This window comes from Sphingomonas sp. S-NIH.Pt3_0716 (genome assembly GCF_003950715.1).
In the GTDB taxonomy this organism is placed as follows: Bacteria; Pseudomonadota; Alphaproteobacteria; order Sphingomonadales; family Sphingomonadaceae; genus Sphingobium; species Sphingobium yanoikuyae_A.
On record NZ_QLJK01000015.1, the window covers coordinates 82,702 to 105,754 of the forward strand.

Sequence of the window (23,053 nt, forward strand, 5' to 3'; positions counted from 1 at the left end):
GATAGTCCCAGCGGCAGGTATATCGCTAATTGTTCCTGGGAGAAGTGGCGTGATCGCGTCGCTGCCTGTGGAAGAGGGGCAGGAGGTGAAGTCAGGAGCTTACTTGGCCCTGATACGCGCAGAGGAAGATAGCGCGAGCATTGAAACTCCCGCTGTGCGGGTGGAATCTGCCATCGCCGCGCAAGATTCTCAACTCTTCGCCCAGGAAATTGCTACCGAAGAAGCTGTAGGCGCACAATTGCGGCAGTTCGCGGCGCAACATGCCGGTCTCGTAGAAGAGGTAAAACATCTCCAATCGCAGATTGCGATTCAGCAAAATCTCGTCTCATCGGCTCATCGCGAACTCGATCGGATACGTCCGGTTGCTGCAAGGGGGTTCATAAGCGTCCGGGACATGCAACAACGGGAAGAGGCGCTACTTGTTCGTCAACAGGGGCTTTCACAATTGGCACAGGCTCTTGCCGCTAAGCGTGCTTCAATGCTTGAGAATGAGCGCAGTGCAGCGCAAGCCGCTTCGCAAGGCCGTGCGCAGAAAGCGAGTGTTGCGGCGGCCCGTGCCGGGGTTGCGCAACAGGCCGCCAATGCGGCAATCAGTCGCTCATATGTCCTTCGTGCCCCGCTTGCAGGTCGTGTGACAGCATTGACGGCCAACGTAGGACAATCCGTCACTTCGCAATCGCCGCTGATGACCATCCTCCCGTCCGGATCTGAACTTCGCGCGGAATTGGAAGTGTCAAGTTCGGCCATAGGCTTTGTGAAGCCTGGCCAAGAGGTTCGGATCGCAATAGATGCATTCCCATATCAGCGGTTCGGAAGTATTAGAGGCAAAGTTCTGACGGTAGCGGCAAGCCCTATCTCACGTCAGTCAGAAACCGGCGTTAATCTATCAGCCTATCCGGTAACGGTGTCGTTGCATCAACGTGCTGTTCCTGCCTATGGGAGGAGAGAACCACTCATTTCCGGTATGACACTTACTGCCCGAATCATCACTGAAGAGCGAACATTGTTGGCTTGGCTCTTCGAACCATTATTGGCAGTTCAAAAGCGATGAAGCCTGCGTTCGATCTTTTCTTGAAATCACGCGTCCGCTTAGTCCGACAGACGGAAATTGCCGAATGCGGTCTAGCTTGTTTGACCATGGTAGCTGATTATCACGGATTGCGCACAGACTTGGGGACGATGCGGCGCCGTTTTGTGCCTTCGTTGCGCGGAGCTGCGTTAAAGTCATTGATGGGGCTAGCTGATCAAATTGGTTTGACGCCGCGCGCAGTTAAAGTGCCTTTAGACCAGCTCAAAAATCTACGTCTCCCAGCGATCCTACATTGGGATATGAACCACTACGTCGTACTCGAACGCATTCGTCGTAGTAAGGCTCTGATTCATAATCCAGACGGGCGTTCATCGTGGCTTCCCATTGAAGAAGTTTCGGATCATTTCACTGGCGTAGCGTTAGAACTCCGCCCCAATGACTCCTTTGTAGTAGCGCAAAAGCAAGATAGGTTAAAGCTGTCACACTTATGGCAGCGCATGACCGGCATGAAACGCGCCCTGGCCCAGATAATAGTTCTAAGTTTAGTTCTTCAATCTTTTGTTCTCGTTTCGCCATACTACATGCAGTTGGCCTTAGATCAGGCGCTTCCCGCGTTCGATCACGATTTGCTTACTGTCTTGGCGTTGGGATTTTCTTTATTTTCGATCATAAATGTCATTGCCACTTTTCTTAGATCATATGTCCTGCTCGTAGCGGGCAGTTCGCTCGGCATGACCTTAGCCTCGAACATCGCTCGCCGCCTTCTTCGCCTTCCAATTGAATGGTTCGAGAGGCGACATACGGGCGATATATTATCACGCTTTCAATCCATCATTCCGATACAGTCCATGCTGACGCAAGGAGCTGTTGCAGGCGTAGTAGACGGTATTATGGCTGTATTTACACTAGCACTAATGATATTTTATAGCACTGCGCTTAGCGCAGTGACAATCATATCATTTTCTGCATATGCACTTGTGAGAATTGTTTCGTTTTCACTTGAGAAAAATGCGCGAGAGTCGTCTATTATTGCCCATGGAAGAGAACAAAGCAATTTGATAGAATCTCTTCGTGGAATTACAACATTACGGCTATTTGGACAAGAAATGTCACGCCATCATATTTGGCAGAACCGCCTGATAGACGCAGTGAATTGTGATGTTGTTACTTCTAGAATAAGTATTTTGCAATCATCATCTAATATTTTGATTTTCGGCTTGGAAAACGTTATCAGCATCTGGCTGGCGGTTGGAATGGTCATGAATGGTGATGGATTCAGCATAGGCATGGTATTTGCCTATATGTCTTATAAAACTCAGTTTATTGAAAAGGCATCATCACTAATTGATCAGAGCATTGCCCTTCGCATGACGGGACTTCATCTTGAGCGTATTTCTGACATTGCTCTTTCTAGGGAGGATGTTGGTTTTAACGACATGAAAGATTCAAGCTGCGATTTGAATGGCTCTATTGATTTGCAAAACATATTTTATAGATACTCCCCAAGCGATCCGTTCATCTTGAGTGGCCTCGATCTAAAAATTAACTCAGGCGAGCATGTCGCTATAACGGGTATGTCAGGTGGCGGAAAATCAACGCTAGTCAAGTTATTGATAGGATTTATTGAACCTGAAAGAGGCGTTATGTTGGTGGATGGCTTACCCTTGGGGCAATTTGGGCGACGAAATTTTCAGCGCCAGATTGCAGCAGTTCTACAAGATGACACTCTGTTTGCGGGAACCTTGGCGGATAACATCGCGCTTTTTGATGATCATATTGATATGGACAGTGTAGTTGCGGCTGCGATGACTGCTGCTATCCATGATGACATAACCCGGATGCCAATGAGCTACCAAACGCTGGTTGGTGATATGGGGTCGACCCTCTCGGGTGGTCAGAAACAGCGCATATTCCTCGCGAGAGCCCTCTATCGGAAGCCTCGGATTCTCGTCATGGACGAAGGCACTGCGCACCTAGATGTTCTCCACGAGCGAGCCGTCAACGAAGCTGTTGGAAATATGGGGATCACTCGCATCGTTATTGCTCACCGGCGAGAAACGATAGAAGCAGCAGATCGGATTCTTGTTTTGAGTCGTGGAAAGTTGTCTGAGGTTGCCAGATCGGAGGGTTAGAATTGCTATACAATTGATTTAAGCAAGGCATTTGACCCGCCCCTTGTTCCTTATTCGCCTCTGTGAGACTCCCTGCGGTCTCTGTAGACAGATCACGCCATCGGGACCTTGAGCCTTCATCCCCCGCCCCTCTGATGGATCAGATCGCAATTTCCAGCGAGTTACAACAAAGGTGGTCCTGGGAAGGCTGGCATCTCAGGCCGGCGCACGCGGCATAAACGGATAGCGCTAGACGGCTGGCCTCTTTCTGCTGCCGCCTGATACCCCAGCCTTCGCTGGGGTGACGGAGTTGGGTGGGAAGGGGACAGTCGGCTATCTTTCGAGGAACGCGCTTAGCTGTCGTTCCCGATCCCTTCATATTTTATGCCATCCGGCAGGGCTGTCATCGCCTTTAAGCGTCCGTCTCCGAGATAGATCAGATAGCAATTACCGGCGAAAGACACTCTTCTGGCTATTTCGCTACTGGGACATGCGAGTGCGAGGCGATCAATTTCCACTTTGGACCAGCTATAATTGAGCCTGCCATCCTTAATTTTGATGCCCTTAATTTCCTGAATCCAGTGCGCTTGAGCAAACGGCATTGCTCGACCAGCCCTGATGGGAAATGGCGCGGACCAATAATCATAGTCCTGATGAAGATATTGAACAGAGATGGGCCTTGAAGCGTGATTATCTACAATGGTCGGCCAAGCATCACATGCCGGCAGAAGCAAGAGTGTTGCAATCGCTAGGAATGTCCGCATTCGATAAATCTATGGCGTTCCGTTTGCGGCCGCAAGTGGTCGAATTCCGACAATTTCCACATCCGTCACCCTGACGAAAGTCAGAACCCATTCTGGGCTACGGCGGATGGGGAGCGCTGAAGCGATCCCGGATCAAGCCTGTCCTGAGCCTGTCGAAGGGGCCGGGATGACGAAGAGGGAAATAGCCACTTCCAGTCGCGTCCAGGCCGCCCGGATATAGCCTCGCGGCCCGAGGCCGGGCCTCCCCATGGGGAGGCCCGGCACGTCTCAATGGCTGTCGTTGCGCAGGTCCTTGCCGGCCTGCTCCAGCGAGGCGCCGACATCCTGCTTGGCTTCCTTGCCCTCGCGCTTGGCGTCGTCGGCCGCCCGGTCGGTCGCGGCGCCGATCCGGTCCGCGCCATTGTCGATCGCGGCGCCCGCGCGGTCGAGGCCGTTGTCGATCTTGGCGCCGGCATCGTCGACGGCGTTGCTGACGTCATTGCCGATCGCGGAGCCGGCATTTTCCAGATTGTCCGACGCCTTTTCCGAGCAGGCGGACAGGCTCAGGCCCAGGGCGGACAGGGCCGTGATGGCCAGAAGGGGTGCGCGCATGATGTCTCCTCATTGCGTTGGCAAGGCTTGGGCAGCGCCGCATCATATCTGACGCGGCGCTGCCAAATTCCTTGTTGTCGCATCGTTTCAAGCGGAAAACCGGTTCCCACTTTTCCGCACGACGCTCCTAAAAGCGCGGCAGCGGCCATAAGGTTGCGTGGTTTCGCGATCAGCCGCCGCTGAGGCCGAACACCATCGACCGGTCGGCATCGGGGATCAGACCCTCCATCACCCGCCAGAAACCGGTGACGGAACCCTGTCCGGCCTGGGCATAGGCGGCCGCCATCTTCTCGCGCAGCGCGCGGAAAAGCTCGGCCTCCAGCGCGCGGCCGGCGGGGCTGAGGCGCAGCAGTTTCTGCCGCCGGTCGCTGCTGCCGGGCCGGGTCTCGATATAGCCGCGCTCGATCAGGTCATTGAGCACCCGGCCGAGCGATTGCTTGGTGATCGCCAGCAGGCGCAACAGATCCTTCACCGTCAGGTCAGGCTGGCGCGAGATGAAATAAAGGGCGCGGTGATGGGCGCGGCCCAGGCCCTGCGCCGCCAGCCCCTCGTCGATCGAGCGGGTGAGCGCGGAATAGCCGAAATAGAGCATCTCGATGCCGCGCCGGATTTCGTCCTCGCGCAGGAACAGCGGCGAGGCCGGTGCGATCTGGCTGGGCGAGGGGGCTTGGACGGACATCGGCGCGGGTTTCCGGCTGGAGGGGAGGGGGCGTGGCGTTGATCCCTAAGATGGGTTGGGCGGGAAGGAAAGGGAAAGGCGAAGTCCATCGTCAGGAGGGCTTTTCTTTCGTGCATCAGCCGCTATATGGCGGTCCCGCGCTGACTTGGATCGGCGCATTGCTGGGGCGTCGCCAAGCGGTAAGGCAGCGGCTTTTGATGCCGCCATGCGCAGGTTCGAATCCTGCCGCCCCAGCCATAATTTTCGGTATCCGACGCCGCGTCGCTTTCCTTGCTTCCGGTTTCCGTTTCGGCATCTTCCGTCGGTATGCCTTGGGCGTCGAGCCGGCAGCGGGACTGCCGATACCCATTCCGCGTCTTGGCGAAGCCCGATGTTTCGACTAGGGCATCATCGATGCGCCGGTTCATGCTGGCGCATTGCATAACTGACGCCGGTGTTCCGCAAGGAACTTAATCGGGAATGCGGTGCGGGGGCCTGGCCCCTTATTCCGTGGCTGTCCCTGCAACTGTAAGCGGATAGCGCGATGCACGAGCCCATGAGGGCAGCCACTGGACAGGGCGTCCGGGAAGGCGTGCATCCCGCAACGACCCGCGAGCCAGGAGACCTGCCGGCGTTTCGGTCGCTCTTGTCCTGACCCAGGGATTGGTCATGGCACGGTCTCTCTTCCGTCTGGGCGGCGAAGCGTGTGGCTGGGGCTGCACGGCCGCGTGGTGTCGGGCGCCTGTCGCGCCTGCCTGCCGCCTCGCGCCGACCGGCGATGCCGGCAAGCCCCGCCTGGTTGCGTCCCGGCGCGCGGAGGATTTGCCTGTGAGCCAGACCGGCGCGGGCAGGGATAGGGCGACCGCGAACCATGCGGTAGCCCACGGGCCGGCCGTTCGGGGCTGGTGTCCCGATGCCTGGCGCCCGATGTCGGCGGGCGACGGGCTGATCGTGCGCGTGAAGCCGCGCCTTAGCCGTCTTTCGGCCGACGATATGGCGGCGCTGGGCGAAGCGGCGATCGCCCATGGCAACGGCCTGATCGACATGACCCGGCGCGCGAACCTCCAGATCCGCGGCGTGCGCGACGAAAGCTGGCGCCCCTTGCTCGACCGGCTGCTCGACCTTGGCCTGGTGGACCGCGATGCCCGGCGCGAGGGCGCGCGCATGATGATGGTCGCGCCGGACTGGCGCGAAGGCGACGACAGCCATCGCATCGCCAGTCAGTTGCTCGATCGCCTGGACGAACTACCGGACTTGCCGGGCAAGATGGGCTTCGTGATCGATGCCGGCGCCGCGCCGCTCCTGCCCGGCGAAGCGGGGGATTTTCGCATCGAACGGGCGCGCGATGGCGGCCTGATCTTACGTGCGGAGGGGCGGGCACAAGGCGTGCCGGTGGATAGCGGCGGCGAAGTGGATGAGCTGCTCGCGCTCGCCCGATGGTTCGTGGAGAGCGACGGCGCGCGCGCGGGGCGCATGGCCCGGCATGATGCGCCCCTGCCGGATTGGGCAACGGGCACGACAGAGGCGGCGTCGCCACGCCCGCGACTGGTCCCCGGCGCATGGGATGGCGGCATGGCCTATGGTCTTCCCTTCGGCCGGATCGACGCGCGGCATCTTCTCGACGCGCCGGCCATGCGGCTGACCCCGTGGCGCATGCTACTGGCCGAAGGGCAGCTGCCCGGTCTGTGCGCCGACGCTGCCGCCCCGACGAACCATCTCGACACCTGCCCTGGCGCGCCTGCCTGTCCGCAGGCGAGCGTGGAGACGCGCAGCCTCGCCCGCCAGTTGGCCCCACATGTGGCGGGCCGCCTTCATGTCTCCGGCTGCGCCAAGGGCTGTGCCTGTTCGATGCCGGCCGACATCGTGCTGACGGGGCGGGACAGGCGCTATGACCTTGCCTTCCATGCCCGCGCAGGATCGGCGCCCGACCGTCCTGACCTCACCGCCACCGACCTTCTTGCCCATTTCGGAGCCTGTTGATGCCCCATGATTATGAGAGGGATGGCGCGGCAATCTATCGCCAGTCCTTCGCCACCATCCGCGCCGAAGCCGACCTCGGGCGCTTTGCTGCCGAGGAGGAGCCGGTCGCCGTGCGCATGATTCATGCCGCGGGCATGGTGGACCTGGCGGCCCATATCCGCTTTTCGCCGGGCTTTGCAGCGGCGGCGCGGCAGGCCCTGGCCACAGGGGCACCGGTGCTGTGCGATGCGCGCATGGTGTCGGAAGGGGTCACGCGCGCGCGCCTGCCCGCCGACAATGCCGTGCTCTGCACCCTGCACGACACCGCCGTGCCGGACATGGCGCGGGCGATGGGCAATACCCGGTCCGCCGCCGCGCTGGAACTGTGGCGGCCGCATCTTGCCGGGGCACTGGTTGCCATCGGCAATGCGCCCACGGCGCTGTTCCACCTGCTCGACATGCTGGAAGATCCGGCCTGTCCGCGTCCCGCAGCGATCATCGGCTGCCCGGTCGGCTTCGTCGGCGCGGCGGAATCCAAGGCGGCACTGTGGGCGGCGCAGCCGGTCCCCTGCTGCGTCGTCGACGGGCGGCTTGGCGGCAGCGCGATCACGGTCGCGGCGATCAATGCGCTGGCGAGCCGCGCGGAATGAGCGGCACCGTCTATGGCGTGGGCCTTGGCCCCGGCGCGCAGGACTTGCTGAGCGTGCGCGCGGACCGGCTGGTGCGGGGGGGACGGCATGTCGCCTATTTCCGCAAGGCCGGCCGACCGGGACAGGCGCGCCGCATCGCGCAGGGCATGCTGCGGGACGATGCGATCGAACTGGCGATGGAATATCCGGTGACGACCGAAATTCCGCTCACCGATCCGCGCTATAACGACTGCCTTGCCGCCTTCTATGCCGACTGCACCGGCCGGCTGCTGGCGATCGCGGAGGCGGGGGAGGATGTGGTCGTCTTGTGCGAGGGCGACCCCTTTTTCTACGGCTCCTTCATGCATCTGCACAGCCGGTTGGCGGGGCTGGTCCCGGTCGAAGTGGTCCCCGGAATCATGGGCATGTCGGGCGCCTGGAATGCGACCGGCCTGCCCATCACCTGGGGGGACGATGTGCTGACCGTCGCGATGGCGACGCTGCCGGAAGAGGAACTGGTCCGCCGCATCCGCGATACCGATGCGCTGGTGGTGATGAAGATCGGCCGGCACCTCGCCAAGCTGCGCCGTGCGGTGGCGGCGGCCGGGCGCAGCGATGAAGCATGGCTGGTCGAACATGCCGCCATGCCGGAACAGCGCGTGACCCGGCTGGCCGATGTCGACAGGGTCACGCCCTATTTCTCGATCCTGCTGATCCACGGACAGGGGCGCCGGCCATGAGTTTCGCGGCGGGAGAGGGGGGCTGGATCGCGATCGCGGGGCTCGGGCCGGGGGACGAAGCGCTGGTGACGCCGGAGGTCGACGCCGCGCTGGCTGCCGCGACCGATGTGGTGGGCTATATCCCCTATGTCGCGCGGGTCGCGCCGCGTGCGGGGCTGATGTTGCATCCTTCGGACAATCGGGTGGAACTGGATCGGGCGGCCCATGCGCTGGAGCTGGCGGCGCAGGGGCGGCGGGTCGTCGTCGTCTCCTCGGGCGATCCGGGCGTCTTTGCCATGGCATCCGCCCTGTTCGAGGCGCTGGAGGCCGGACCCGCTCCCTGGCGCGACATCGACATTCGCGTGCTGCCCGGCATCACCGCGATGCTGGCCGCCGCGGCGCGTGCGGGCGCGCCGCTCGGCCATGATTTCTGTGCGATCAACCTGTCGGACAATCTCAAGCCCTGGGCCCTGATCGAAAAGCGGCTGCGGCTGGCGGTGGAGGCGGATTTCGCCATGGCCTTCTACAATCCCCGGTCGGCGTCGCGGCCGGAAGGGTTCGTGCGCACGCTGGCGCTGTTGCGGGAGCTTTGTGGCGACGCGCGCCCGATCCTCTTCGCCCGCGCCGTGACCACCGCGCAGGAGACATTGCATATCGTGCCGCTGGGGCAGGCACGCGCGGACATGGCGGACATGCGCACCATGGTGATCGTCGGGTCGAGCCGGACCCGCATCATCGAGCGGGCGCGCGGGCCGATCCTCTATACGCCGCGCGGCATCCCCGACGAGGCGGCGGGATGAGCGATCCAGTCGAGCACATCCTCGGGCCGGTGGAACTCCTGCCGCTCGGGCAGCGGCGGCCGGTCGATCATCAGCACGCGCAGGCCCAGCGCGCGCGCGGCGTTCAGCTTGGCGGCTGCGCCCGTGCCACCGGCATTCTTGGCGACGATCAGGTCGATGCGATGGTCCCGCAGCAAGCTGGTGTCGTTCGCCACCGTGAACGGGCCGCGATCCACGATCAGGGCATGATCGGGCAGGGGCGGCACTGCGTCCGGCGCATCCACGAAGCGCAGCAGATAATGATGCTGGGGCTGGGCGGCGAAGTCCTCCACATGCATGCGCCCCAGGGCCAGCATGATCCGCTGAGGCGGGCCGTCGAGCGCGGCCACAGCCGCTGCCATGTCCGGCACCGTGGTCCAGCGATCGCCGGCGACCGGCGTCCAGGGCGCACGGGTCAGTGCGGCATGGGCGATCCCCGCCCCATGCGCAGCCGCCACCGCATGGGCGCTCATCGTCGCGGCAAAGGGATGGGTGGCGTCGACCAGATGGGTGATGCCTTCCGCGCGCAGATGCGCGACCAGTCCCGCCACCCCGCCAAAGCCGCCGACCCGCACGGGCAGGGGTTGTGCCCGCGGGCTGGCCGTGCGTCCGGCATAGCTGAAGGTCGCGCGGATGCCGCGCGCCGCCAGCAAGGCCGCCAGCGCGCTTGCCTCCGTCGTGCCGCCCAGCAGCAGGATATTGGGCATGGATGACATGAATTCTCCCCCCTGGTTGACGATCGTCGGCATCGGCGAGGACGGGATGGACGGCCTGTCTGCGGCAAGCCGCGCGGCACTGGCGGCGGCGGACCTGGTCATGGGGCCGGCCCGGCACCTTGCGCTGCTGGGCGGGATTAGCGCGCCGACGGTCGAATGGCCAGTGCCCTTCGCGGACGGGATTGCGCGGCTGCTGGCGCATCGTGGCCGGCCGGTGGTGGTAGTGGCGTCGGGTGACCCCTTCTGGTTCGGCGCGGGCAGCAGCATCGCGCGCCATCTGGCGGCCCATGAATGGTGCGCGCATCCCGCGCCCTCCACCTTCGGGCTGGCGGCGGCGCGGCTGGGCTGGGCGATACAGGATGTCGCGTGCCTGGGCCTGCATGCCGCGCCGCTGGAAAGGCTGCGTCCGCACCTTGCGCCGGGCGCGCGGGCGCTGGTGCTGCTGCGCGACGGGGCGGCGGTGGCGGGGCTTGGCGCCTGGTTGTCGGCCAGGGGATTTGGCGCGTCGCGCCTCCATGTGCTGGAAAGCCTCGGCGGCCCGCGCGAACGGATCCGGTCGATCGAGGCCGAGGCGACGATACCGGCCGACATCGCCCATCCCGTGGCGGTCGGGCTGGAGGTCGCCGGTGACGGTCCCGTCCTGACCGTCGCCAGCGGTCGTCCCGACGCGCTGTTCGACCATGACGGACAGATCACCAAGGCGCCGGTGCGCGCCCTGACCCTGTCGGCGCTGGCGCCCCGGCCGGGGGACTATCTGTGGGACATCGGCGCCGGGTCGGGGTCGATCGCGATTGAATGGCTGCTGGCCCATCCCGCCAATCGCGCCTGCGCGGTGGAGGCCGATCCGGTCCGTGCGGATCGCGCCCGCGCCAATGCCCGTGCGCTGGGCGTGGATCGGCTGGAGCTGATGATCGGTCGCGCGCCGGACGTGCTGCCTGATGGTCCGATGCCGCAGGCGGTCTTCATCGGTGGTGGTCTGTCGCAGGCGCTGCTGGAACGGCTGGAGGCGCTGCTGCCACCCGGCACGCGGCTGGTCGCCAATGCGGTGACATTGGAGTCGGAGGCGCTGCTGGCGCTCTGGCACGGGCGGCGGGGCGGCAGCCTGCTGCGCATCGAACTGGCCGACGCCGCGCCGCTCGGCAATCGCCATGGCTGGCGGTCGCGCTATCCGGTGGTGCAGTGGAGCGTCACGCTATGATCGTCGCGGGCTTCGGTTTCCGTGCCGGCGCGACCACCGCCTCCCTGCGCGCGGCGCTGGCGGCGGCCGGCGGCGGACGGGATGTCACCCATCTCGCCACGCTGGCGGACAAGGCCGAGGGACTGGCGGAACTCGCCGCGCAACTGGCGCTGCCGCTCATCGCCATTGCGGCGGATCGCCTCGCATCCCTGCCCACCATCACCCGGTCGCCGGCCTCGCTGGCCGTGCGCGGCACCGGCAGCGTCGCCGAGGCCTGTGCCCTGGCCGGCGCGGGGGAAGGCGCCCGCCTGCGCGCAGCCCGCAGCCTTTCCCCCGATCGCATGGCGACCTGCGCCATCGCTCAAGGAGCATCATCATGACCGTCCATTTCATCGGCGCCGGCCCTGGCGCGCCCGACCTGCTGACCCTGCGCGGCCGCGATCTGATCGCGGCCAGCCCGATATGCCTCTATGCCGGGTCGCTGGTCCCGGTAGAGGTGCTGGGCCATTGCCCGCCCGGCGCGCGCATCGTCAACACCGCGCCCATGGACCTGGACGCCATCATGGCGGAGATCACCGCCGCCCACGCCGCCGGGCAGGATGTGGCGCGGCTCCATTCCGGCGACCTGTCGGTCTGGTCGGCCATGGGCGAGCAGATCCGCCGCCTCCGGGCGCTCGACATCCCCTTCACCGTGACCCCCGGCGTGCCGGCCTTCGCTGCGGCGGCCGCGGCGCTGGAGGTGGAGCTGACGCTGCCTGAACTGGCCCAGTCGCTCGTCCTGACGCGCACGCCGGGGCGGGCCAGCACCATGCCGCCGGCCGAGAGCCTGACCAATTTCGCGGTGACGGGCGCGACCCTGGCCATCCATCTGTCGATCCACAATCTGGCGCAGGTGGTGGCCGATCTCAGCCCTGCCTATGGCGCGGCCTGCCCGGTCGCGGTGGTGTGGCGGGCAAGCTGGCCCGACCAGCGGATCGTGCGGGCGACCCTCTCGTCGATCGAGGCGGCGGTCGCGGGCAGCATGGAGCGCACCGCCATCATCCTCGTCGGCCCGGCGCTGGACGCGGCGGATTTTGCCGAAAGCAGCCTCTACGCGCAGGGCTATGACCGGCGTTTCCGGCCGCAGCAAGCCGGATCGCGCTATGCCGGGTCATTCGAGTGACGGTGCCGGGCCTGCTCGTTTCGGCGCCCGCATCGGGCACCGGCAAGACGACCGTCACGCTCGGCCTGCTCCGCGCGCTGCGCGACGCGGGCGTGACGGTGCAGCCGCTTAAATGCGGGCCGGACTATATCGACCCGGCCTTCCATCGCGCCGCCTGTGGCCGGCCGTCCTTCAACCTGGACAGTTGGGCGATGGACGGCGCGCTGCTGGACCGGGTGGCGGCCGAGGCCGGCGATGCCGACATGATCGTTGCCGAAGGGGCGATGGGCCTGTTCGACGGGGTGGCGGGTCGGGGTGCGGCCGGCCATGGCACCGCCGCCGACGTGGCGCGCCGCATGGGCTGGCCGGTGCTGCTGGTGCTCGACATATCCGGACAGGCGCAATCCTGTGCGGCCACGGCGCTCGGCTTTGCCCGTTTCGATCCCGATGTGACGATTGCGGGCGTCATCCTCAATCGCGTGGCGAGCCCGCGCCATGAACGGCTGGCGCGGGCAGGGCTGGCGGCGGCGGGCATTGCGGTGTTCGGCGCCTTGCCCCGGCACGCGGACCTCAGCCTGCCCGAGCGGCATCTGGGGCTGGTGCAGGCCGGCGAGCAGGAGGGGCTCGATCAGGCGCTGGAGCGCCATGGCGCACTCATGCGGGAGCGGGTCGATCTCGCCGCGGTTCGGGACGCGGCCCGCTCGGACGGCGTCACGGCCCGCGGGCGTCTGCCCGATCCCCCGGCGCAACGGATCGCGGTGGCGCAGGACGTGGCTTTCTCCTTCCTCTACCCGCATCTCCTCGAAGGCTGGCGACAGGCCGGGGCGCAGATCATGCCCTTCTCGCCGCTGGCCGATGAGGCGCCAGCGGCGGATGCCGACCTGATCTGGCTGCCCGGCGGTTATCCCGAACTGCACGCCGGGACCATCGCCGCCGCGCAGCACTTTCTGACGGGCGTGCGCCGCCATGCTCAGGATCGACCGGTCCATGGCGAATGCGGCGGCTATATGGTGCTGGGCGAGGCGCTGATCGACCGGGACGGCACCGTCCATCGCATGGCCGGACTGCTCCGCCTTGTCACCAGCCATGCGGATCGCCGCCTGCATCTGGGCTATCGGCGGGCGCAGCTTCTGGCGCCTGTCGCGGGGCTGTGCGCCGGCACCATGCTGCGCGGCCATGAATTCCATTATTCGACCATCCTGGGCCAAGATGACGCGCCGCTGATGCGGGTGACCGACGCCGATGGTGCTGCGGTCGCGGAAACCGGCTCGCGGCGCGGCTGGGTCAGCGGTTCCTTCTTCCACATGATCGCGAGCGCATGATGATCGAGCTGCACCTCATCGGCATCGGCACCGGCAATCCCGATCATCTGACGGCCCAGGCGGTGCGGGCGATGAACAGCGCCGACCTCATCCTGCTGCCGCGCAAGGGCAGCGCCAAGTCCGACCTTGTCGACCTGCGCCGCACCATCTGCGCGGCCGTGCTGACGCGGGCGGTGCGCGTGGTGGAGTTCGACCTCCCCGTGCGCGATGCGCGCGGCGACTATATGGGCGGCGTACAGGACTGGCACGATGCCATCACCCAGGCCTGGGCCGGACAGATCGCGCGCCACCTGCCCGATGGCGGCCGCCTTGCCCTGCTGGTCTGGGGCGACCCCTCCCTTTATGACAGCAGCCTGCGGATCGCCGACCGGCTGGCGCAGAGGGGGCTGGCGATCCGGGTAAGCGTCGTGCCGGGCATCACCAGCCTGCAGGCGCTGACTGCGGCTCATGCCATCCCGCTCAATCGGCTGGGCGCGCCGGTGGTCATCACGACCGGGCGCCGGCTGCGCGACGATGGTTGGCCGGCCGGCGGCGACAGCGTCGCCGTGATGCTGGATCAGGGCTGCGCCTTCGATGCGCTCGATCCCGCCGGCATCCATATCTGGTGGGGGGCCTATCTCGGCATGGAGCATCAACTCCTGATCGAAGGGCCGCTGGCGGTCGTGCGGGACAGGATCGCGGGGCTCCGCGCGCAGGAACGGGCCCGGCATGGCTGGATCATGGACATCTATCTGATGCGCAGGGGGGCATGATCCGGCGGCGGCGCGATGCGCGAAAGCGGGCCGGTGCTGCTAAATTCCGCGCTCCCCGCTTGTCGAAAGGGGCTGGTTTTCAGCGCCATCCGGCAATAATTTGCCCCGCAATTGCCGGGAGATGATTGCCTTGCCAGAGTTGAGCGTCGCCAGGAAGCGGGTGCGCCATGCAGAGCCGCCGATGGTGCGGCTCGTCCGCGCGGCAGAGGCGCTTTTTGCGGCGCGCGGCATCGATGCCGTGTCGATGCGCGAGATTGCCACGGCCGCCCGCTGTGGCGACACCAATGCCGTCACCTATTATTTCGGGTCGAAGGATGGGCTGCTCGCCGCCGTCTTCGGCGCCCGTGTGGAGCAGATGGATCCGGTGCGCGGACGGATGCTGGCGCAGGCGCAAGCGAGTGGCCATCTGCGCGATCCGATGGCATTGCTGGGCATATTGCTGTTGCCGCAGCTCGACCTGAAGGATGAGGCCGGATCCCATCCCTATGCCCATTTCCTGCTGCATTTCGCGACCCAATATTGGTCGCTGACCTCCAGCCTGTTCGCGGCGGTCGAGGACAGGGCACAGAACCTGTTCCGGGTGATCGGCCATCTGCGCGCGCTGATGGAGGGGGTGCATCCCGACGTCGCGCGCAACCGCATCCTGCTGTGCAACATGATGCTGCAGAGCCTGCTGGTCCGCTGGGACCATATGCCGCCCGAGGATCGCACCGTGCCGCTGGAGGCGCATGTCCGCGACGTGATGATGAGCGCGCGCGCCAGCCTGCTGGCCCCGCCGGGGGAACCGGGCCTGCCGGTGTCGGTGGAGGCCTGGCTGGCGCGCTATTGCTAGAGCATTTTGAAGTCAGCTGGCACAGCTGACGGCTCGCAAAATGCGGAAAGCAAAGGGCCCCTAGGGCAGGCTGATATCCACCTGCTCAATCGTCCCGGTGAAGTGGCTGCTGACCACATCATAGGCAGGATCGACCGGGCTGATACTGTCCTGGCCGACCTCGAAATCCTCGGTATGCGACACGACGAGCGCGAAGGTGCGGTCGATTCGGCCGCGCGCGACCTCCTTTCCATCCACCAGCAGCGTGGCGGTGGCGCCGCTGGTCGGCGCTTCCCGGTCCATGACAAAGCGCAGGCCGATATCGTGCCGTCCCGCAGTCAGGGGCGCGGTGCCGGCAATCCGGCTCATATGGGCGGGGGTCAGATTATAGGTGAAGCTGGGTTGCCCCTTGTCCATGAACAGGCTGTAGCCGCCGAAACGGCCGCCATGCACGGCGATGACGCCCTGGCCGCCATCGGCCGGCACGCTCACCTGCGCCCGGATGGTGAAGGAATGGCCGACCAGACCGGGCGCTGCGCTCTCCGGAATGGGACCGACCGGGCCATGATAGGTGAACAGAACACGCCCGGCATTATGGTCGGGGCGCCCCTTCTGCCCGCCTTCGCTGCCATGGATCGGCAGGATGCCGGCGGTCGCCGCTTCGGCCCAGAACAGATCCTTGAGCGCTGCAAGTTTTTGCGGATTGGCGGCGGCCAGGTCATGCGCTTCGCTGAAGTCCGAACGGGTATCATATAGCTGCCAGACGCGCTGGTCGATCGGCACGGGCGGCGGCGGCGTGCGTTCCCACGGCGTCACCATCGGCGCCGTCGCGGCCACCCAGCCATCCTTGTAGACGCTCAGATTCTGCGCCATCGCGAACACCTGGGTCGTGCGGTGCGAGGGGGCGTCCTTGGCGGCGAAGCTGTAACCCATGCTGATCCCGGTGATGGGCTTTTGCGGTATGCCGTCCAGTATCTCGGGCGCCTTGACCCCGGCGGCCTCCAGCACGGTCGGCATGATGTCGCTGACATGGTGGAACTGGCTGCGCAGCCCGCCCGGATCCTGGATATGGCGCGGCCAGGACATCACCATGCCATTGCGGGTGCCGCCGAAATGAGAGCCATAGCGCTTGGCCCAGGGGAAGGGAGCGTTGAGCGCCCAGCCCCATCCGCCGGGGATCAGATTATAGGCGTTGCGCGTGCCGATATCGTCGATATGGGCAAGGGCATAATCGGGATTTTCCTTCACCCCGCTCAGCGCCGACTGCTCGAACAGCTTGCCGTCGAAACTGCCTTCCGCGCTCGCGCCATTGTCACCCTGGATATAGATGATCAGCGTGTTGTCGATCTCGCCATTGTCGCGCAGCCGCTGGATGACGCGGCCGATCTGCGCGTCGGCATAAGCGAGGGAGGCGGCATAGGCCTCCATGTAGCGGGCATAGAGACGCTTCTGGTCTGCGGTCAGGCTGTCCCAGCGCGGCAATGTGTCGGGCCGGGGCGCATCGTCCGCCCCCTGCGGGATCACGCCCAGCCGCTTCTGCCGGGCGACCGTTTCCGCCCGCATCGCGTCCCAGCCGGCATCGAATTTGCCGCGAAAGCGTGCCATCCAGTCGGCGGGCGGCTGGTTGGGGGCATGGGCGGTGCCGGTCGCATAATAGAGGAGAAAGGGCTTGTCCGGGGCGGCTGCATGCTGCTCGTCGATCCAGCGGATAGCATGATCGGCCAGGTCATGTTCCAGATGATAGGCGGGATCGGCTGGTGCCTGCACATGCGCGGTATTTTCGACCAGATTGGGTTCGGCCATGCTGCTGTCGGCGCCCAGGAAGCCGTAGAAATATTCGAAACCCAGGCCCGTGGGCCAGCGATCGAATGGTCCGGCGCGGCTCATTTCCCATTCCGGGGTGACATGCCCCTTGCCGATCATCGCTGTATTATAGCCATTTTCCTTCAGGATCTGGGCCATGGTGCCGGCCCTTTTGGGGATCACGCTGTTATAGCCATCATAGCCGGTCGCCCAGTTGGCGACATAGCCCATGCCCACCGCCTGCGGATCGCGCCCGGTCAGCAGCGAGGCGCGGGTCGGCGAACAGATGGCGGTGGTGTTGAACTGGTTATAACGCAGCCCGGCTTGCGCGAGCGCGTCGAAGGTTGGCGTCGGAATCGGGCCGCCAAAGGTGCTGCTGGCGCCAAAGCCGACATCGTCGGTCATGACGATCAGGATGTTGGGAGCCCCCTTGGCGGCGCGGACTGGCTGAGGCCAACTGGGCGGCGAGGATTCCGCCGGCGTGCGGCCGTAGATTTTCGCGGCCGAAGCATCGGAGGTCTGGGCGACGGCAGGCGCTGAGAGCGCCATGAGCAGCGCGAGGGAGGATGTCGCGCTCAAGACCCTGCCGCATGGGCGACGGACGGGGCGGACTGAAACATGGGGCAAAGCGACCTCCTTGGACAAAAAAGAGACGCCGGTTGCATTGGCAGCCGGCGCCCAGGGAGAGAGATACGGCGGCACCAGGCCGCCGTCCGGCTTTCAGAACTTGAAGCGGATGCCGCCCGTGAAGGCGCGGCCTACCGTGTCGTAAAGCGCGAAATTGGTGGCGATGTTGACGCCCGGAATGGTGCCGGGGATCAACGGCGGATCCTTGTCGAACAGATTGTTGACAGTGCCGAAGAATTCGACATGGCCGTTGGCCACCGGCAAGCGGTAGCTGAGCGTCATGTCGGTATAGCCGACCGCGCCGATCGTCTGGCCAAGGCCGTTTTCCAGGCCGCCGGGGATGCCCAGCTTCACCTTGCCGATCAACTGCTGGTTGAGGAAGACGCCGACCCGGCCAATCTCATAATTGACGCTGAGCGTGCCACGCCAGCGCGGGCGGCCTTCCGGTGTGCTGCTGATCGTGCTGATCCCGGCATATTCCAGTACCGGCGCGGTCGATGACTGTTGGGTCTGATAGGTGTCGAGATAGCTGGCATAGAGGCGCAGGCCCAGATTGCCGCCCGCCAGTTCGGTCCGGTAGGACGCGTCGAAATCTATGCCGCTGGTTTCCAGGAAGGCGATATTGGCGGGCGCCACCCGGATCTGGCTGGGGAAGGATGTCGGCGTGTCGCGGGTGACGAGCGCACATTCGGGCGCGGTGCCGCCGCTCTGGCTGCAATTGTTGACGATCTGGGTCAGGCTCAACGTGCCGATCGCATCCTTGATCTTGATCCGGTAATAATCGACCGACAGGCTGAGCCCCGGCAGGAAGGACGGCGTGATGACCGCGCCAAAGGTCAGCGTATCGGCCTTTTCCGGTTTCAGATCGGGGTTGCCGCCCGTCACCTGCGGCACATTGGCGGTGATGCCGCTGACCGGATCGACCAGCAGGCTGATCGCGCTCTGATCGCCGGCAAACAGCTCGAACAGATTGGGCGCGCGGATATCGCGCGAGACCGACCCGCGCAGCAGCAGGTCGCTGATCGGTTTCCAGGTGGCGCCCAGCTTCCATGTCTTGACTGATCCCGACGTGCTGTAATCGGTATAGCGGCCGGCGGCGTTCAGGCTCAGTTCCTGCGCAAAGGGCTGGTCCTTGAGCAGCGGCACCGCCAGTTCGCCGAACACTTCCTTGACGCTCAGGTCGCCCGACGCCTCGCCGACATTGGTCAGCCAATAATGATAAACCGACGAAGGCACGCCGCGCAGGCCGGCGAAATAGGCGCTGCGTTCGGCCGTCGTGTCGAGATCGGCGGGGTTGGCATTGCTGGTCAGGCGCAGGCTCTGGCGGCGATATTCCGCACCCAGCGCGACGTCGACCGGACCGGCGGGCAGGTCGAACAGGGCGCCCTGGATGCTGGCCGACATGGCGTTCTGCCAGATGCGGGCGCGGTAACGCGACGTACCCACGACATAGTCATAGCCAGGCTGGCTGGCATAGGCGTCGCCGGTGGCTAGCAGATTGAAGGGCTGGCAATTGGCATAGCGGGCCGCGATCGTCGGATCGGCGCTCAGGCTGGCCCGGCAGACGGTCTGGCCGCTGCCATTGCGCACGGCATCGGTCGCGGCATAGAAATGCTGCCAATTCCAGACGCCTTCCTGTGCGACCGAGAAATTGGAGTCGCCATGGTTGAAGGCGACATTCCATTTCCATTTGTCCGCCAGCGTCCCTTCGAACCCGGCATTGACCATCCAGTAATCGGTGCGTTCCGTCGTGTGGGGCCGGGGTGAATTGGCGCCATAGCGGGCGAGCGTGATCGACTGGCTGGTCGGGGTGAAGGCGGCCTGAAGTTCGGCCGGCAGATAGGGATTGCCGCTGTAGAGCGTGGCGGCCGTCGGCGGCACCAGGCTGTTGGCGAGCGAGGTGTAAGACAGGTCGCTGCGCGAGAAGCTGCCCTGGACATAGCCGGTCACGTCCGGCGTGAAGTCCCAGCTCGCCCGGCCAAAGGCCTGATAGGTGTGCAGCGGGGCGACCGCCTGCGTGTCAGGCGAGATCGCATACCCGTCTCCCCCGACAAAATAGCCCGGCGATCCGGTTGCCGTGCCGTTGCTGAACGGCACCAGCGCGCCATTGGCGTCGAACCGGTAATTGGTGAACGGCCCCGACGTGATCTTGCCATATTCCGATGCAGCGCTCAGCGTCACGCCGGAGGCGATCATATAGGGATTGAGCGAGCCGCCCGGCGAGCAGGCGGTGGGATCGGCCGCAGCATTGGGATTGGTGCAGCCGACCGTGCTGCCGACATAGCTGTAGGCGCCGCGTCCCAGTTTGCGGTCGCTGCGCAGCATGCCGTTATTCTTGAAAGTCTCGGCGCTCAGCAACAAATGGCCGCGATCGCCACCGAAGTCGAAGCCGCCGGCGATGCCGAAGCGATAGCCCTGATTATCGCCGCGCTGCGACGTCGAGCCCTGGGCGACGCCGGTCAGGCCGGTAAATTTCTTGTCGAGCACGAAGTTCACCACGCCCGAGACCGCGTCGGAGCCATAGGCCGCCGAAGCGCCGCCGGTCACCACGTCCACCCGCTGGATCAGCAGGTTGGGGATGACATTGACATCGACCGTGCCGAGATAGGTGGTGGGCGCCACCCGCTGGCCATCGAACAGGATCAGCGTGCGCAACGGCCCGACGCCACGCAGGTTCAGCACATTGCCGTGCGCCGCGGTATTGGCGAAGTTCATCGAACTGCGCGACGGGCTGGACGAGTTCTGGAACTGCGGCAGCTTGTTGAGCGCGTCGGGAATGTTGGATGGGGTCGCCTTCACCAGCTCTTCGGTCGATGCGACGGTCACCGGCGTCGGCGCGGTATAGCCATCGCGCACGATGCGGGTTCCGGTGACGACGATATCCTGGGCTGATGCCTGTCCGCTCTGGGCGTCCGCCGGCGGCGCGGCCTCCTGGGCGGCGGCCGCGCTGGCCATCGTGAACAGGGCGGTACCCGTCAGGAATAATGAAGACGCTCGTCCTCGCATTGCACTTCTCCCCATCCTCTCGGTTTATTTTTATCCGATAGTGCAATTTTGATATTAACGCAGTTGATTGAAGTCAACGCAAATATGCGTTGAGGGTCATATTTTCGGATGGCGAGCGGTCTGGGCAGGGGGCGTGCGCATCACTGAGCCGCAACGCGGGGTTGCGACGACGAGGCTTTGATGGGCGAAGAGGGGTAAAAGGGGAGCGGCTTTGTGCCTGCGTGATGCAGCACAGCCGCATCCATTCGCGCGCGCCGGGATGCAGCACCTGCACCCCGGCGCGCGCTGCTTGTCAGAACGCGGTCTTCTCTTCCAGATGCCCTTCCACGTCAGCACGACTGATCCACAGGGTGCGGAACTTCTTGTCGGCCAGCAATTGCAACTGGTCGCTATTGTGCCAGGAACCGGGCTGGCTGCTATTGCCATAGCTCATCAGGCCGACGGCCTTCATCGGCGTGCCGAATTCGACCATGGAAACCCATGTCTCGCCATGGACGGGCGTGCGCTCGCCATTCTTCATCGGCCCCCAGGTGATGGTGCGAAACACGCCGGTATTGCCGAAGCCGCCATTGGCCGGCACGCTTACATCGCCGATATGAAAGCGCGAGACATCGCCGAACGGACGGTCGATCGCGCCGTATAGCTGCTTCGTCTTCGCCACCGCTTCCTTCAGCATGGCGACGGCCGCCGTCGGGTCTTTCAGGCCGCGTGGCGTTTCCAGCGGGTCGTCCAGAGTCCATTTGACGGCATAGTTGGACTGGTCGGTGAAATTCTTGGGCGCGAAGAGGCCGGCCCAGGTTTCGAACAGCAGCGCTGCGCGGCTGTCGGGTTCGAACCGATGGTCCCAGCCCTTGAGCAACGCCGTGGCCGCCTGCACCTCGGCATCGTTCGATCCGGCGGCTGCTGCCAGCAGGTCGGGCAACATCCGTTCCGCCATCAGCGAGGTGGTGGTCAGCTTGCGCGACACGAAATCGTCGAAGCTGATCTTGGGCGTCTGACTCATCAGCTTGACCGACATCTGTGCCCGCTGGCTCATCGGCCCGACCGGCGCGACATAGGCAGGGAAGCTCTTGGGATCGAGCGCACGGGGCCAGGTCGCCAGCCATGGCGGATCATTGGCGTTCTGGACGAAGCCGGTCGCCGGATCGAGCAGCTTGGGCATGTCGTCATAGCTGTGGACATCTTTCCACAGCGTCGCCGAGGTATCGCCCGGCACCGGCGCCGACCAATATTTGAGGTCGCCGCTCGCATGCTTGGGCAGCAGGCCGTTGTCGAGATAGAGGATATGGCCGGCGCGGTCGGCATAGATGATGTTGAACATCACCACCTGCATCTTGCGCAGCGCCTTTTCGAACGCGCCCCAGTCGCGCGCCTTGCCCATCTCCAGATATTGCTCCAGCACGCCGGGCCGGTCGAGGCCGGCGACCTTGAGCGCGACCGTCGTCTTGCCGTCAGGCAGGGTGAAGACCGGGCCATGGACCGTGCTCTTCTGTTCGAAGCTGACGCTCTTCAGCGTGCCGTCCGCCTGCTTGACCTTGTAGCTCTTCGTCACCGTATCGAACGGCAGCGTCTTGCCGTCGAAGCGATAGCCATCGCCTTCCAGCACCAGCTTGTAGCTCGTGAAACCCTGCATCGTGTTGACGGTGTTGGTGAAGCCAAGATCATTGTTGAAGCCGAAGCGCAACACCGGCAGGCCGACCTGTGTCGCGCCGTAGATGGCCAGGCCCGGCGCGGTGATCTGTGCCTCATAATAAGTAAGCTGGCTCGGCGCCCAGGGCAGATGCGGGTTGGCGAGCAGCATCGCCTTGCCGCTGGCCGAGCGCGAAGGCGCGACCGCCCAGGCGTTCGACCCGCCGGCCTCGTTGATCGACGGATCGGTCAGCACCTTCCGGTCGGATGCGATATAGCCGAAATTCATCAGCCGCTGGGCATGGGCGATGATGTCGACGCCCCGGAGCGGTAGCACGACCTTCACTTCCGGCGCGATTCTGTCGGGATGGGCGGCGGCATAGGCATTCACCCCGGCTGCAAAGGCTTCGAGATTCTTCTGCATTTGCGGCGTCTGCTGTCTGAACCACTGGGCGGAGCGGGCCGGCACGTCATTGGCGACCAGCCATTTGTCCTGGCTCTCATATTTCTCGCCCCAATATTCGGCAGCGCGAGCGCGGCTTTCGCCATACATGCGCAACAGCAGGTTGCCGTGGCTCTGGGCCTGGGCATAGCCAAAGCCGTAGAAGCCGCCTTCCTCGGTCTTTGCGTAGATATGGGGCACGCCGAAACTGTCCCACAATATTTCGCCGCCGCCCCAACGGGTGGAGGGGGCCGCTACCGAGGCGGTCATCGCGGAGGAAGCAGCCAGGGCCGCCAGCCAGATCGTCATATGGCGCATCGCCATCATTCTCCCGTCAGTGCAGAAAAT

The 23,053-nt window shown here is 64.5% G+C and carries 19 protein-coding genes, 1 tRNA gene and 1 riboswitch; of the genes, 13 read left to right on the forward strand and 7 right to left on the reverse strand.

Annotation, left to right across the window (positions count from 1 at the left end):
- Positions 1-49 precede the first annotated feature (49 nt).
- Together BRX37_RS13810 and BRX37_RS13815 are read left to right on the forward strand one after the other, a co-directional pair.
- Positions 50-1,051, forward strand: a complete 1,002-nt coding sequence (locus BRX37_RS13810) for a beta-barrel domain-containing protein (RefSeq protein WP_318276683.1) — start codon at positions 50-52, stop codon at positions 1,049-1,051.
- Positions 1,012-3,162, forward strand: a complete 2,151-nt coding sequence (locus tag BRX37_RS13815) for a peptidase domain-containing ABC transporter (protein WP_234780514.1) — start codon at positions 1,012-1,014, stop codon at positions 3,160-3,162. The genes BRX37_RS13810 and BRX37_RS13815 overlap by 40 nt, the downstream gene beginning before the upstream one ends.
- A gap of 332 nt (positions 3,163-3,494) precedes the next feature.
- Here the strand turns inward: BRX37_RS13815 and BRX37_RS13820 are convergent, their stop codons facing one another.
- The 3 genes from BRX37_RS13820 to BRX37_RS13830 form a co-directional block, all read right to left on the reverse strand.
- Positions 3,495-3,875, reverse strand: a complete 381-nt coding sequence (locus BRX37_RS13820) for a hypothetical protein (RefSeq protein WP_164522461.1) — start codon at positions 3,873-3,875, stop codon at positions 3,495-3,497.
- Positions 3,876-4,172: 297 nt separating this feature from the next.
- Positions 4,173-4,496 carry a hypothetical protein gene (locus BRX37_RS13825; RefSeq protein WP_010338154.1) on the reverse strand — a complete coding sequence of 108 codons (324 nt, stop codon included), beginning with the start codon at positions 4,494-4,496 and terminating at the stop codon, positions 4,173-4,175.
- Positions 4,497-4,665: 169 nt separating this feature from the next.
- Positions 4,666-5,175 carry a MarR family winged helix-turn-helix transcriptional regulator gene (locus tag BRX37_RS13830; RefSeq protein WP_037512438.1) on the reverse strand — a complete coding sequence of 170 codons (510 nt, stop codon included), beginning with the start codon at positions 5,173-5,175 and terminating at the stop codon, positions 4,666-4,668.
- A 162-nt stretch (positions 5,176-5,337) separates the two neighbouring features.
- Between BRX37_RS13830 and BRX37_RS13835 the strand changes: the two genes are divergently transcribed.
- The 5 genes from BRX37_RS13835 to cobJ all read left to right on the forward strand — a co-directional run bounded on the left by BRX37_RS13835 (position 5,338) and on the right by cobJ (position 9,261).
- Positions 5,338-5,412: transfer RNA gene (locus BRX37_RS13835), tRNA-Gln, on the forward strand.
- Positions 5,413-5,589: 177 nt separating this feature from the next.
- Positions 5,590-5,801: riboswitch (cobalamin riboswitch) on the forward strand.
- Between the two features lie 22 nt (positions 5,802-5,823).
- Positions 5,824-7,134 carry a cobalamin biosynthesis protein CobG gene (locus BRX37_RS13840; protein ID WP_486056635.1) on the forward strand — a complete coding sequence of 437 codons (1,311 nt, stop codon included), beginning with the start codon at positions 5,824-5,826 and terminating at the stop codon, positions 7,132-7,134.
- Positions 7,134-7,763 (forward strand): precorrin-8X methylmutase, encoded by a 630-nt coding sequence (locus tag BRX37_RS13845; protein ID WP_125987627.1) that lies wholly within the window; start codon positions 7,134-7,136, stop codon positions 7,761-7,763. Before BRX37_RS13840 ends, BRX37_RS13845 begins: the two co-directional genes overlap by 1 nt.
- Positions 7,760-8,482, forward strand: a complete 723-nt coding sequence (gene cobI, locus BRX37_RS13850) for a precorrin-2 C(20)-methyltransferase (RefSeq protein WP_125987629.1) — start codon at positions 7,760-7,762, stop codon at positions 8,480-8,482. Before BRX37_RS13845 ends, cobI begins: the two co-directional genes overlap by 4 nt.
- Positions 8,479-9,261, forward strand: coding sequence for a precorrin-3B C(17)-methyltransferase (gene cobJ / locus BRX37_RS13855; RefSeq protein ID WP_125987631.1), 783 nt, complete (start codon positions 8,479-8,481; stop codon positions 9,259-9,261). Before cobI ends, cobJ begins: the two co-directional genes overlap by 4 nt.
- On the opposite strand, the gene BRX37_RS13860 is transcribed toward cobJ, so the two are convergent.
- The gene (locus tag BRX37_RS13860) at positions 9,222-9,986 is read right to left on the reverse strand and encodes a cobalt-precorrin-6A reductase (RefSeq protein WP_125987676.1); all 765 of its coding nucleotides are present in this window, start codon (positions 9,984-9,986) and stop codon (positions 9,222-9,224) included. The two genes, cobJ and BRX37_RS13860, sit on opposite strands and share 40 nt — an antisense overlap.
- Here BRX37_RS13860 and cbiE point away from each other — a divergent pair.
- The 6 genes from cbiE to BRX37_RS13890 all read left to right on the forward strand — a co-directional run bounded on the left by cbiE (position 9,985) and on the right by BRX37_RS13890 (position 15,219).
- Positions 9,985-11,193 (forward strand): precorrin-6y C5,15-methyltransferase (decarboxylating) subunit CbiE, encoded by a 1,209-nt coding sequence (gene cbiE / locus BRX37_RS13865; protein ID WP_125987633.1) that lies wholly within the window; start codon positions 9,985-9,987, stop codon positions 11,191-11,193. The two genes, BRX37_RS13860 and cbiE, sit on opposite strands and share 2 nt — an antisense overlap.
- The gene (locus BRX37_RS13870) at positions 11,190-11,552 is read left to right on the forward strand and encodes a cobalamin biosynthesis protein (RefSeq protein ID WP_125987635.1); all 363 of its coding nucleotides are present in this window, start codon (positions 11,190-11,192) and stop codon (positions 11,550-11,552) included. The genes cbiE and BRX37_RS13870 overlap by 4 nt, the downstream gene beginning before the upstream one ends.
- Positions 11,549-12,334: a precorrin-4 C(11)-methyltransferase gene (cobM, locus tag BRX37_RS13875; RefSeq protein ID WP_125987637.1), complete on the forward strand. Its 786-nt coding sequence runs from the start codon at positions 11,549-11,551 to the stop codon at positions 12,332-12,334. Before BRX37_RS13870 ends, cobM begins: the two co-directional genes overlap by 4 nt.
- Positions 12,331-13,635 carry a cobyrinic acid a,c-diamide synthase CobB gene (locus tag BRX37_RS13880; RefSeq protein ID WP_125987639.1) on the forward strand — a complete coding sequence of 435 codons (1,305 nt, stop codon included), beginning with the start codon at positions 12,331-12,333 and terminating at the stop codon, positions 13,633-13,635. Before cobM ends, BRX37_RS13880 begins: the two co-directional genes overlap by 4 nt.
- The gene (cobF, locus tag BRX37_RS13885; protein WP_125987678.1) at positions 13,635-14,387 is read left to right on the forward strand and encodes a precorrin-6A synthase (deacetylating); all 753 of its coding nucleotides are present in this window, start codon (positions 13,635-13,637) and stop codon (positions 14,385-14,387) included. Before BRX37_RS13880 ends, cobF begins: the two co-directional genes overlap by 1 nt.
- Before the next feature lie 121 nt (positions 14,388-14,508).
- The gene (locus BRX37_RS13890; protein ID WP_125987641.1) at positions 14,509-15,219 is read left to right on the forward strand and encodes a TetR/AcrR family transcriptional regulator; all 711 of its coding nucleotides are present in this window, start codon (positions 14,509-14,511) and stop codon (positions 15,217-15,219) included.
- Positions 15,220-15,279: 60 nt separating this feature from the next.
- Here BRX37_RS13890 and BRX37_RS13895 read toward each other — a convergent pair whose 3' ends face one another.
- The 3 genes from BRX37_RS13895 to BRX37_RS13905 all read right to left on the reverse strand — a co-directional run bounded on the left by BRX37_RS13895 (position 15,280) and on the right by BRX37_RS13905 (position 23,014).
- Positions 15,280-17,550, reverse strand: coding sequence for an arylsulfatase (locus BRX37_RS13895; protein WP_125987680.1), 2,271 nt, complete (start codon positions 17,548-17,550; stop codon positions 15,280-15,282).
- Between the two features lie 171 nt (positions 17,551-17,721).
- A complete protein-coding gene (locus BRX37_RS13900; RefSeq protein WP_125987682.1) occupies positions 17,722-20,583 on the reverse strand; it encodes a TonB-dependent receptor domain-containing protein in 2,862 nt (953 codons plus the stop codon).
- Between the two features lie 343 nt (positions 20,584-20,926).
- The gene (locus BRX37_RS13905) at positions 20,927-23,014 is read right to left on the reverse strand and encodes an acylase (RefSeq protein WP_318276684.1); all 2,088 of its coding nucleotides are present in this window, start codon (positions 23,012-23,014) and stop codon (positions 20,927-20,929) included.
- Positions 23,015-23,053 lie beyond the last annotated feature (39 nt).